This window comes from Chryseobacterium sp. G0201, assembly GCF_003815655.1.
Classification (GTDB): Bacteria; Bacteroidota; Bacteroidia; order Flavobacteriales; family Weeksellaceae; genus Chryseobacterium.
In genome coordinates, this window is sequence record NZ_CP033917.1 from 1,402,068 (window position 1) to 1,414,910 (window position 12,843).

Genomic DNA, 12,843 nt, shown 5'->3' on the forward strand with positions numbered 1-12,843 from the left:
TTAGCTTAAATTAAAATTTAACAGTTGCTCCGAAAATGAAAGTTTTCGCAGACGGATACGTAGTGTAGTCAATTCCCAGAGACTGGTTTCCTCCAACCTTTTTATTGGTATCAACAAGAGGATCGTAACCTGAATAATTGGTAATCGTTAATAAATTCTGCGCACTTACGTAAAGATTAATGCTCTTCAAAAACTTCAGCTGATGCATATCGAAAGTATATCCCAGTCTTACGTTATTCAAACGGATAAAGTCTGATTTTTCAAGATATAATGATGACAATTGCGGCTGGTTGGTAAAGCTAGCGCCTGAGTCATAAAATTCTTTCAAAACGTTTCTGTCTGATGCTAAGTTGTTGATATTTAAATCCAATGCTGTATTGTTCAATAAATAACCTCCTGTTTGGCCGATGAATGAAAATGCAAAATCAAATTTTTTATACCTCATGTAAGAATTGATCCCGAAAGTGAAATTCGGAATAGCACCTTCGAAAATTTTTCTGTCTTTCTGATCGATCCTCCCGTCTCCATTAATATCTTCATAGATGTATTTTCCGTTGGCATCCACTCCCTGATAGTTCAACATAAAGAAAGACCCTGCTTCATATCCGTTTTTATAGATATTTGCCGTAACTCCGGAAAGTCCGGGCCCTGAAACTTCACCTGAATAAATTGCTGTAACCGGAAGGTTTTTAACTTCATTATTTACCGTTGCTCCGTTTACATCAAGATTCCATGTGAAATTCTCATTTTTAATAATTTCTGAACCTAAAGTAAATTCAAAACCTTTATTAACGATCTGTGCATCCACATTTTTCCAAACTGTAATGGTAGGGCTCAATACTCTTGACGGAATATTCAGAATCGGATCTTTTGTCGTTTTCTTGTAATATTCCAATGATCCGTACAATCTGTTTTTCCATAAGCTGAAATCTGCACCGATATTGGCCTGCTCTACCACCTCCCATTTAAGATCAGGGTTTAGTGTTCTTGCGATCTTAACTCCATTGATCAGATTTAAATTATCATACAAATAATAACCTCCATCCTGAGCTAATGAATAGCTATCCTGAGTAATTTTGTTCGGAACTTCCTGATTACCTGTCTGTCCCCAGCTTCCTCTTAATTTTAATTCATTAACAATTTGAGAATCTTTCAGGAAATTTTCATTGGAGATCGTCCAACCAACTGCGGCTGAAGGGAAGTAACCGTATTTGTTGTTATTTCCGAAACGCGTAGAACCATCAGCTCTTAAGGAAACCGTTAATAAGTATTTTTTATCAAAATTATAATTTACCCTGCCAAAATAAGATTGTAATTCGTTTGACTGATTATATCCCGCCCCCGGAATGAATGTCTCTCCGGAATATCCGGGATTAATTTCCGGCGCAACTCCTGCTCCCTGATTAGCAATATTTCTAACTCCGAAATACGTTCCTGAAGACTTAAATTTCTGATAAGAAAAACCTCCTAATAAACTGAAATTATGTTTATTTAAGCTAAGATCATACGTTAAATAATGTTCCAAAAGCACATTATAAGAGTCAAGATTAGCCTGAACATACATTCCTTTTGGAGTTCTGTCGGTGATGTTTGGATACATTGTTGTATTTCTTTCCGACATTGTTTTGTCGATACCTAAATTGAATTTATAATTTAATCCCGGTAAGATTCTCAACGTTGCTTCCGTATTTCCTAATACTCTGAAAGTATTGGTTTTATCAGTATAAACACTCAATAAATACAATGGATTGTAGTGAGCATTCATGTTGAAATTGGTGTAATTTCCGTTTTGATCGTACACAGAACGTGTAGGATTCGCCATCAAAGCATGGATAATTACCTGACCATCAGAACCTGCATTGGCTCCGTTCGGAATTCCGGTTTCGTTGATGTCACTCGCCGTAAGATTTAGTTTAACTTTTAATCTTTTATTATCAAAAAAAGATTCTTCGGCATTCAAACGAGCGGTTGTTCTTTTAAAACCACTGTTCAGCACGATACCATCCTGGTCCATATGAGAAAGTGACGCAAAATAATTCCCTGTTTCCGAAGATTTTGAGAACGAAACCGAGTGATTCTGAGAAACTGCACTTCTGTAGATTTCATCCTGCCAATCTGTATTTCCACCGTGGTCATACAATTTATCAACTCCTGCAGCTCTGTATTGATCCGCCGTTAATAAGTCTAATTTTTTAATCACAGAAGAGAAACCTAAATACGTATCATACGTAAACATCGGCTCTCCTTTTTTGCCTCTTTTTGTCGTTACCAAAACAACACCATTTGATCCTCTTGCTCCATAAATAGCCGCTGCAGAAGCATCTTTCAATACCGTAATTGACTCAATATCTGAAGTATTCAGGAAGTTTAACGGGTTTTTTGCCTGAGCATTTCCTAAACCAACGTTCGGACTTTGTGCGCTTACCGCATCATTACTCAAAGGAACACCGTCTACAACGAATAAGGGCGTACTCCCACTTCTGATCGAGCCAATTCCTCTGATTGACACATTCACTCCTGCTCCCGGTTCACCGCTCGACTGAACGATACGAACTCCGGCAATTTTCCCCTGCATCAAATTATCAACAGAAATATTCATTCCTTCTTTGAAATTTTCTGCTTTCAATTGGCTTACAGCTCCCGTTAAATCTGACTTTTTCTGAGATCCGTAGCCTACCAAAGTGACCTCTTCAATAGAAGTCGCCGCTTTTTTAGATTGGAGCTTAATTGAAACTGATGAAGAAGTGATCTTCACTTTTTGTACTTCATATCCATCATAAGAGATAGATAACGTTTGCCCTACAGAAGCGGAAATAGAAAAATTTCCTGAAGCATCGGTAGTTGCTGTAGCTCCTGTTTCAACGACCGTGACTTTCGCCCCTTCCATCGCTGAACCATCCTGATCTGTGACATTTCCGGCAATTGTTTCATCCACCCGAAAGGAAACAGAATGAGTTTTCGTAAATCCTTCAGCATGAACTTGGTTTGCCACCAAAAAGATCAATGCGATCGGAATTAGCTTTTTAAATTTAAAAAAATTAATTTTGTGGTACATATCATTAAGTAAAGTAAATTGTAATAAACGATGCTTTGCTTAGTAAAAAAGCCGCTGTTGTTCCCGCAACAGTGGTTTTCTTTAACTTGATCTTCGTTTCATTTCCGGCATACAAAGTAAAATGATATACCACGAAATCATTTTAACATAATGTTATCTTAAAATCAACAAAACATAAATATCTCAAAAAGAGAAAATAAAAACACACTCATTATCAGCAATTTACAAAGCTGTATTTTTTATCATTCACACAATCGTAAAAAACACTTAACATAATATATAAATCGTCTAATAAGAAGAGTCATTAATTTCGCCATTACAAAAATTGACGAAATGAAAAAGGCAGCTTTTATAGCTTTATATTTATCTTCTTTAAACCTATTTTGGTCACAATTTCAAAATCTTAATGATTTAAAAATTAATGAAATTCAGGTAATTGGCTCTCACAATTCTTATAAAAAGGCGATTCTTCCGGAAGTTTACAGTTATTTATCTAAGAAAGATTCTATGAATTTTCTTCCAAGAATTCAATATGAACATATCCCAATACCTCAACAATTAGATTTAGGATTAAGAAATTTAGAAATTGATGTATATGCAGACAGCAAAGGCGGAAAATATGCGCATCCGAAGATTTTAGACCTTGTCAAAACAACACAACCATTCGATCCGGAAGGGAAAATGAAGAAGCCGGGATATAAAATGATTCACATAACGGATATTGATTATCAGACTTGGTATTACACGCTGGAAGATTGCTTAAAAGATCTGAAAAAATGGTCTGATGCACATCCTGATCACGATCCTGTTTTTATCACGCTTGAACCAAAAGATGGAAAAGCCAATAAATTTGGGACAGAACCGGAACATTATACTTCAAAACTGTTCGATGATCTGGATAATGAGTTGAAAAAATATTTAGGGAAAAATAAAATTATAACTCCGGACGACATTCGTGGTTCTTATAAAACGTTGAACGAAGCGGTTTTACATAAAAATTGGCCAACTGTAAAAGATGCTAAAAGAAAATTCCTTTTTGTACTCGATAACAACAGTGAAAACAGAGATATTTATATGGAAGGACATCCTTCTTTAAAAGGAAGAATGGTTTTCACGAATTCGGCTCCCGGAACGCCTGAGTCTGCAGTTTTATTTATGAATGATCCGAGTCCGAACATTAATGATCTCGTAAAACAAGGCTACATTATCCGAACCAGAGCTGACGCCGATACGATGGAGGCAAGAAAAGAGGATTATTCGAGATTTGAAAAAGCAAAAGAAAGCGGTGCGCAGGTGATCACAACAGATTATTATCAGCCGAGTAAGCTTTTTAAGTCAACTTATAAAATTAGTTTTGATAACAATACATATGAAAGGAAAAATCCTGTCACCGGAAAATAATTAAAATGATATTAAACGAGAGACTGTCTGATTTTTGGGCAGTCTTTTTTGATTTGGTTGTTTTTTAACGCAAAGATTTATTTTTAAGAATGTATTATTTAGGAAGCAAAGATGAATCAATAAATTGATTGGATTAAGTTTACGTTCAAGCTTCGCGCAGCAAATTTATTTGCCTTTGCTTTCTAAAATTAAAAGGTTAAATGATTAAATCTTTGCGTCTAAAACATTTTTAAACACAAATAACACGAATTTTTCACAAATAACACAAAGATGAAGCGTAAACATCTGTCTCGATCCGTGAGAAATAAAAAACTATAACCTCTTTATTTCTTGTTTTTTCAAATCTATCTCAAAATGATCTGCCGGATCTCCGTTTGACAGTAAAGAAAGAATCTTGAAGACCGATTTTAATTGTATGATGAAAGGATCTTGAGATTGATTGGTTTTAAAGAATTTTTCCAATGTTTGATATTGTTGTAATCTTTCTTCTGGAATATCTTTTTTTGCCAATTCATCTGCTGATTGGAACTTATACAGATCAAATAACAAATCTTCAAAACTCCATTGTTTGAATGATTTTGAATCAATTCCTGTTTGCTTTACTTCTGAGCCTGAATTTTGTGACATTAAAAGTAAATCTTCCCCATTTAAAGATTTTGCTTTCTCCATAAATTCTTTAGGCCAATCATCCGGAATCATTCTCAAACGAACCAATTCTTTTAAATGAAACAGCATGAAATCATGATAGGATTTTGTTTTCAAAATATCCTTATTCCAAAGTGTTGCATTTTTGTTTTGACTTAATGCTTCAAATTCTTTTTCATACAAAGGAAATAATTCGTCAAACCTATGAACATCATTTAAAACTTCCGTTTGCACCTCCATTTTTTCAGGAGAGTGGATTGTCAGAATTTTATAACTCGGTAAATAGGCCGCCAATGACGGAACCTGAACATTGACCAATATTTTCTCTCCCATTTTTCGAATTCCTGTATCATTGATGTGCATATGTCCGGCAAAATGTATTTGCAATCCTGTCTCAGCAAAAGCTTTTGCAACTTCTTCGTCCGGAACTCTTTCTAATTGCCATTTTTTTTCGCCTAACAAATTTTTAATTTCATGAGTTGCGCCATCATTAAAATCAATCATTGGATAATGGGTAAATGCAATGACCGTTTTTCCGTTAGTTTTTGCTTCTTGCGTAATTTTTTTAATCCACTGAATCAGATGCTTTTTATTGGTCAATACATTATTGTAACCTATACTTGCGCCACGATAGTTTGTAGGATCATTTGGATTTGAGTTGAGGTTTTTAGGAATATAAGTATTTCCGTCGATGGCGATCATCCAAACTCCTTTCATCGGTTCAACGACATAACTCAGATCAGGAACAGAAAAATCTTTCGCAACGTCATACATTCTTTTGGAATAATCCGCATTTTGTATGGCTTTTTCGAATGAATAATTTTTGTAAGAATCGTGATCAAAAGGTGTACTCCAGTATAGATTTTCTTTTTTGGGATAAAAACCGAAAGCTTTTAATTCATCCAAAATTTCTACATATCCCGATTCTGCAATGTCTTCTGTAATGATTTTATTCTTTGTTTTCCCAAGATTTTCTTTGCTGTAAATTCCTAGCGGATTCCCGTCCTCTCCTAAAAAATCATCTTTTCCGGCATCCTGCCGAAACGGGCCAACAGGATCGTGGTTTCCTGTGGTTAAGTAAAAATCAATTCCATACTTTTTATGATACTGATCTAATATTGTATGAAGACCGCGCAGATTGTAGGCTTGTCCATCATCCGAAAAATCTCCGGGCATGGCGACTATTTTAATACCCTTTGCTGCAATATCATCTAATGCTTTCAGAAAGGCAAAATAATTTTCATTAAAAATTCTCGTGGAATGCAATTGCGAATCCATCGTTCTCAGAATGGTGGGTTTTCCTGTTTTAGGATTGATAATTCCTTTAAAATTGTTATCCGAAAAGCTTCCATACAAATCCTGAAAATGCACATCGGAAAGAAATGCAATTTGTACAGGTTTTTGCTGTGCCGAAAATAGAGTAAACGTAAAAAGTAAAAGTGAAAATATTCCTCTGTTCATCTTAAAATAAGACGAAAGTAATAGATTCTTTTGTGAATTGTTTTAATTGAATTTTAAATAATTGTGAAGAAAATTGATCATTCTACTTCTATAGAGTCAGATTGCTGAAAAGCGTATTTTTCTAACATAAGATGAGTTGATTTTCTCAGTTCCCGCCCAGTGTCGGGATCTATTCCGTCTTTTGTAAAAAACTCTACTTCACCATTATACTTTGAATACCATGTCTTTCCAACTGCATTTTCGTAGGTCAATGTATCTTTTCGCAAAATTCTTTTAAAGAACTGTAAATTATCTTCATCCACAGGAATTTTCTTATCAAATTTAGGATTCTTATCATTACAATCTACCAGTTTATATTCGCTTCCATTCCAATACATACACTCCTTCGATGGTAAAAATCCGGCAAAACCATACGTTTTATTCTTTGGATGCGAAAAAACAACACTTCCGGTGACAAGACAAATCACCAAAGCCATTTCCATAATTCCCATTCCGTTTTTCTTCATGAACTCGGGCATTTTGAAATTTTGCTCGTTCGTTATATTGATAATTATATTAGAAAGTAGTTCAGAAATTGATTCTTCATCTTTATCAACGCTTATTTTAATGGTAGTTTTATTTGCGTCATCATCTTTCTTGATAAAGGTTCTTGAGAAATCTGCGAAGTTTTTATAACCTAAGTATTCACTTAACTTATCCAATCTGTCAGGCTCTATATTAATTTCTTTACTTCCATCTCCTTTTACATAAGTATCATAATACCTCGAAAAGGTTTTATCGTTTATTTCAAACCCCAAATCTTCTTTAAAATACAGCCATAAATAATTAGCTAAACCACTCTTAGTTGTTTTTCCGGTCTCTGCTTCCGCCTTTCTGAATACCTCATGAATTAGTAGTTTTTTCTTGGACATAGTTAGTTTTTAAGGAGTTACAAAATAGCTAATTTTTGACCATGTCGCATTACGGGTTTCCGTAATACAATTCCTGTCCATTCTGTGTCCATCGATGTCCATGTTTTGTCTAACACCTGCCTTACCCTTTGTCGCATCTTTGCTTCAGAAATCAGTGAGAAACAAAACATTACAAAAAAACAAATGTACAAAACTGATTTCAAAATCACCAGATAAAACGGAAGAAAACTCCGGGTTGGGAAGCAGATGTTTCTCTTCCGTTTTTGAAGGTTCACTTCCCAAAAAATTTAGAAGCGCTTCAATTTTTTTTAAACGTGTAAAACAATCTGCGATCTGTTTCGCAGGGAAGAACACGAATGCTTTAACAATAAATTTTTTGACAAAATGATCCAGTTTATATTAATGCTATTAGGTTTAGCATTCTCAAATAATAACGCAAATACGACAACGTGTTATGATAATAACGGAAACCCTGTAACAGTGCAAAACGGACCGAGTGATCCGGGGGGTGGCACAGGAACCGGAGAAGATGGCGGACCTGTAGGAGGAAATACAGGGCAAATACCTCCTCCATTTACCCCAACTAATCCTTAATATTAAAAAAGGCAGATTGTATAATCTGTCTTTTTTCTTATATTGTACCAAAACTAATCTCATGAAATACACGCTATTGATTATTTTATTGATAGTCTTATTTTCCTGTAAAAAAGACAATAAAACAAAAGAATCAGAACTTTCCACCAACTCCTTTTTTGAAAAAGCAAAAGAGTATAGTAAAAAAAATATTACTGATTCGGCTTTTTATAATTTCAATTTAGCAAAGAATTCTTTTTTAGACAATAAAGATTCAATTGGTGCCGCAAGAGCTTTAGCTAACATGGCACAAATTCAAACAAGTAAAGGTGATTTTTTTGGATCAATCAAGACTTCACTAGAGTCAAATAAATTCCTTAAAGACGAAAAAGATGTTATTGTTACAAAAACATTAACATCAAATTATAATAATATGGCTATTGCATCTAATAATCTTAAGGTTTTTGACAGTGCATATATCTATTATGAAAAAGCCTTAAGATATGTCGATAATAACGAAGATAAATATATATGCTATAATAATATTGGTGACGTTTTAATAAGTAAAGGAAATTTAAAACTTGCTAAAGAATATTTAAAAAAAGCCATTTTAACGGATAACAGTTCTAATTATTCAAGAGCAGTTAACAATTACGCGAAAGCTAAATATCTTTACGATAAAAACTACAACCCATTACCTGAATTTTTCCAAGCACTAGAAATTCGAGAAAAGACAAATGACGAGTGGGGAAAAAATTCCAGCTTTGAAACCTTATCTGAATATTATTTAAATAGAGATAAAAATCTATCCCTGAATTTTGCAAAAAAAATGCTTCAGTCTGCTATCAAAAATAAAAGTATTGATGACCAAATAATTGCTTTACAGAAAATTATAAAGTTAGATCCTAAAAATTATCTGGAAAACTTTCAAAGATTTGATTTTATTAGTGACAGTATTCAGACAGCAAGAAGTAGAGATAAAAATCAATTTGCTGTCGTAAGGTATGATTTGGAAGCAAAAAATGCTGATAATCAAAAATTAAAATCAAAAAGTTTTAAACAAGATATTGGTATTTCCACTTTAGTAATAATATTAATCGGTGGTTTATTCTGGTACAGAAAAAGAAAAAAACGCCTTCAACAAGAAAACGAATTAAAAATAAAAAACAACCAACTCAAGCTCTCCAAAAAAGTACACGATGTCGTTGCCAACGGCATTTATCAGGTAATAACCAAAATCGAAAATCAGGAAAATATTGATAAAAATGAAATGCTGGATGAGTTGGAATTCGTCTATGAAAAATCAAGAGATATTTCTTATGAAAAAATAGATGCACAAGAAAAGGACGAAGATTTCAGCAAGAAAATATCAAAGCTTATCGCCACCTTTAAAAATGAAACAGTAAATACCTACGTCGCCGGAAATGATGAGACAATTTGGAAAGAGGTAAAACCATCAGCTCAGGAAGAGGTTTATCAGATTATTAGAGAGCTTTTGGTCAATATGAAAAAGCACAGTCAGGCGGACAGAGTTGTATTAAAATTTGAAAGAATAAATAATTTTATCACAATTCATTACACAGACAATGGTGTAGGCATCTCTGGAGAATTAATTTATAAAAATGGGCTCACGAGTACGGTTTCCCGTATTGAGAATGTCCGCGGAGAAATTATTTTTGATACCGAAATCGAAAAAGGATTGAAGATCACCATTTCATTTCCTATTTAAAAAAAGAAAACAATGTTCAAAAAAATTTTAATATCCGAAGACCACGAAAGCATCAGTATTTCTGTACAAAAAACGCTTGAAGAATTGAATGTTCCAACTGTTGATTACGTCTCGTATTGTGATGATGCTTTAGCCAAAGTTCAAAAATCTATCCGCGAAAATGACACTTACGACCTCTTGATCACCGATCTTTATTACGAAGAAGATCATCGCCAACAAAACATTAAAGACGGAATAGAATTAGTGCGACAATTACGGGAAATTCAACCTTCATTAAATGTGATTGTTTTTTCCGCCGAGCACAGATCCGGAGTTATTGATTCTCTTTTCACAGAATCTAAAATTAACGGCTATGTTCGTAAGGCGAGAAATGACTCAAAAGAGTTAAAAAAAGCTATCGCATCCGTTTATGTTAATGAAAATTACTTGTCATTAGACCTTAAACAAGAGGTAAAAAAACTGAATAATTATGAATTTTCTGCTTATGACATTACTTTAGTCTCTCTCCTATCACAGGGAGTTTTGCAAAAAAACATTCCGGTATATCTTCAAAATAACGACATCAGACCTAACAGTTTAAGTAGTGTTGAAAAAAGATTAAACAGTTTAAAAGAAGCCTTAGAAGTCACCAGCAATGAGCAGTTGGTTGCTTTTTGTAAGGATTTGGGAATTATTTAACGAGATTTCTAAAACATATTTTATCAAACCTTTCAATTTTTTTGGAAGGTTTTTTCATTTTACGGATTCCCGTAAGGTTTGGTTTTTAAAGTGTTATATTTTTGGAGTATTAAAATAAAAAAAATGGGAAAATTTATTATTACAAAAAGAAGAAATGATGAATATCAATTCAATCTGAAAGCTGGAAATGACGAAACAATCTTAACAAGTGAAGGCTACAAAACCAAGGCAAATTGTAAAGCAGGAATTGATTCTGTAAAAATCAATGCTCCGTATGACCATCGTTACGACAGAAGAACTGCAACAAATGGACAATACTATTTCAATTTAAAAGCAGGAAACGGTGAGATTATAGGAACTAGTGAAATGTACAACTCAATCTTAGCCAGAGAAAACGGAATAGAATCCGTAAAAACAAATGCTCCAACTGCAGAAATTGTTGATCTAACCGGAGAATAAATCTAAAACACTATAACTATGGAAGCTCAAATTCAAAACGAAACCACATTCTATCAGGATAATTCTGTTACAGTTACACAATCCAGATATGTAACACATTCAAAAACTTATGCGATGAGAAACATTTCTTCAGTTCATATTTTTGAAATTATTAAGAGTAAAAACAAAGCATTTTTCACGGCTCTTTTCGGGGTAATTTTTCTTTTTTCAAAAGATGTTTTTTGGGTGGGATTAATAATTATTGCTTTGGGAATTTGGTGGTTTGTTTCCATAAAAAATGAATATGCTGTAAGAATAAGCACCAATTCCGGAGAGGCTAACAGTATTATTTCAAAGGATAGAAAATATATTCAAAAAATCGTAAATGCTCTGAATGACGCAATCGTTCATCGAGGATAAAATTATAAACTGTTTAAAACTAATAACCATGAAAAAAATCCTATTCACAAGCCTTTTAGGTTTAGGCTTATTATTACCTGCAAGCTTTACAGCATCAACAAATCGTACAACATCAACAACTGAATTTTCATCAAAAAAACCAAAGAAAAGCAAAAGTAGCAAGGTTAGAAAAAGCAGATCTAAAAGTTCAAGATCTTCTTATTCTAACAGCTCAAGATCATCTTACTCTCAAAGTAAAGGCTGTACTTATAACGGTAATTCATTAAATGTCGGATCAAGAGGAGGTTGCTATTATTATTCGGGAAGCAGTAAAGTGTATGTTGACAGATCATATTGCTCAGGGTGTAATTAATCTCAAAAAATAACCATAAAAACACTCCATATATTTAATTATCAAAAAAAGCGAAGATTAATTTCTTCGCTTTTCTTTATTTTCTGATCATTTCCGTGTGCGGAATGTCGTCTTCCAAATATTTTTTTCCGGTATCTTCAAAACCAAAATCTCCGTAGAATTTTAATAAATAATCCTGTGCAGAAATTCTGACCTCAGAAGTATGATAACGGTTTTCTATTGTTTCAACAGCATACTGTATAAGCTGCTTACCCAAGCTTCTTCCTCTTCCTTTTTGCGTGGTTATAACGCGACCTAATGAAGTTTCTTCATATTTAATCCCTTTATCAAAAACTCGGCAGTATGCTAAAATTTCACCTTCTTCATCTTCTGCCCATACATGGATCGCCTGCTGATCATAGCCGTCGGCATCTAGATAAACACAGTTTTGCTCTACTACAAATACTTCGCTGCGAGCTTTAAGAAGATTATATAATTCAGGAACTGTAAATTCCTCAAACGTTTTAATTTTCCAGATAATATTACTCATCGAAATTTACACTGTTATTTTTTAAAAATTCATTGGTGGTTTGTATGAAATCCAGAATTTCGTCGCATCCTTCTTTCTTTTCAGCAGAAGTCACATATATTTCCGGAAGATCTTCCCAAGTCTTATAAAGCTCATTCCTGTAATCTTCTACATTTTTTATGGCGATATTCGGTTTCAGTTTATCAACTTTAGTGAAAACAATCGAAAACGGAACTCCGCTTTCACCACACCATTCAATAAATTCAAGATCTATTTTCTGTGGACTGTGTCTTGAATCGATCAAGACAAAAAGATTCACAAGATTCTTTCTATTTAAAATATAATTATTAATCAGTTTCTCAAAATCCCTTCTCATCACTTTTGAAACCTTAGCATAACCATATCCCGGTAAATCAGTAAGATACCAGTCTTCATTTATGATAAAATGATTAATAAGCTGAGTTTTCCCTGGGGTTCCCGAAGTTTTCGCCAAATCTTTCCTGTTCAGCATTGCATTGATCAATGAAGATTTCCCAACATTTGATCTTCCTATAAAAGCATATTCTGGGATCGTCGGTTCCGGACATTCCTGCCATTTTCCGCTACTCTTTACAAACTCTGCTGTTTTAATAACCATTTCTCGAATATTTTTTAGAAAATTAAACCATTAAG

General features: G+C 33.7%; 12 protein-coding genes. 7 read left to right on the forward strand and 5 right to left on the reverse strand.

The window, feature by feature from the left end; translation table 11 throughout:
* Positions 1-10: 10 nt before the first annotated feature.
* Positions 11-3,055 (reverse strand): SusC/RagA family TonB-linked outer membrane protein, encoded by a 3,045-nt coding sequence (locus EG348_RS06175; RefSeq protein ID WP_123981620.1) that lies wholly within the window; start codon positions 3,053-3,055, stop codon positions 11-13.
* Positions 3,056-3,388: 333 nt separating this feature from the next.
* Between EG348_RS06175 and EG348_RS06180 the strand changes: the two genes are divergently transcribed.
* Entirely contained in the window at positions 3,389-4,456 is a 1,068-nt protein-coding gene (locus EG348_RS06180; protein WP_123981622.1) for a phosphatidylinositol-specific phospholipase C1-like protein, read from the forward strand.
* A gap of 312 nt (positions 4,457-4,768) precedes the next feature.
* Here the strand turns inward: EG348_RS06180 and EG348_RS06185 are convergent, their stop codons facing one another.
* Entirely contained in the window at positions 4,769-6,562 is a 1,794-nt protein-coding gene (locus EG348_RS06185; protein WP_123981624.1) for a metallophosphoesterase family protein, read from the reverse strand.
* Positions 6,563-6,639: 77 nt separating this feature from the next.
* A complete protein-coding gene (locus EG348_RS06190; protein ID WP_123981626.1) occupies positions 6,640-7,473 on the reverse strand; it encodes a hypothetical protein in 834 nt (277 codons plus the stop codon).
* Positions 7,474-7,857: 384 nt separating this feature from the next.
* On the opposite strand from EG348_RS06190, the gene EG348_RS06195 reads away from it, so the two are divergent.
* The 6 genes from EG348_RS06195 (at position 7,858) to EG348_RS06220 (ending at position 11,663) form a co-directional block, all read left to right on the forward strand.
* Positions 7,858-8,067, forward strand: a complete 210-nt coding sequence (locus tag EG348_RS06195) for a hypothetical protein (protein ID WP_123981628.1) — start codon at positions 7,858-7,860, stop codon at positions 8,065-8,067.
* A gap of 61 nt (positions 8,068-8,128) precedes the next feature.
* A complete protein-coding gene (locus EG348_RS06200) occupies positions 8,129-9,775 on the forward strand; it encodes a tetratricopeptide repeat-containing sensor histidine kinase (RefSeq protein WP_123981630.1) in 1,647 nt (548 codons plus the stop codon).
* A gap of 12 nt (positions 9,776-9,787) precedes the next feature.
* A complete protein-coding gene (locus tag EG348_RS06205) occupies positions 9,788-10,453 on the forward strand; it encodes a response regulator (protein ID WP_123981632.1) in 666 nt (221 codons plus the stop codon).
* A 123-nt stretch (positions 10,454-10,576) separates the two neighbouring features.
* Complete coding sequence (locus EG348_RS06210) at positions 10,577-10,912, forward strand: YegP family protein (RefSeq protein WP_123981634.1); 336 nt, start codon at positions 10,577-10,579, stop codon at positions 10,910-10,912.
* An 18-nt stretch (positions 10,913-10,930) separates the two neighbouring features.
* A complete protein-coding gene (locus EG348_RS06215; protein ID WP_123981636.1) occupies positions 10,931-11,311 on the forward strand; it encodes a DUF6232 family protein in 381 nt (126 codons plus the stop codon).
* A gap of 28 nt (positions 11,312-11,339) precedes the next feature.
* Positions 11,340-11,663 (forward strand): hypothetical protein, encoded by a 324-nt coding sequence (locus EG348_RS06220; RefSeq protein ID WP_123981638.1) that lies wholly within the window; start codon positions 11,340-11,342, stop codon positions 11,661-11,663.
* 76 nt (positions 11,664-11,739) lie between these two features.
* Here the strand turns inward: EG348_RS06220 and EG348_RS06225 are convergent, their stop codons facing one another.
* Entirely contained in the window at positions 11,740-12,192 is a 453-nt protein-coding gene (locus EG348_RS06225) for a GNAT family N-acetyltransferase (protein WP_123981641.1), read from the reverse strand.
* A complete protein-coding gene (gene yihA, locus EG348_RS06230; protein ID WP_123981643.1) occupies positions 12,185-12,808 on the reverse strand; it encodes a ribosome biogenesis GTP-binding protein YihA/YsxC in 624 nt (207 codons plus the stop codon). The genes EG348_RS06225 and yihA overlap by 8 nt, the downstream gene beginning before the upstream one ends.
* Positions 12,809-12,843: the final 35 nt, after the last annotated feature.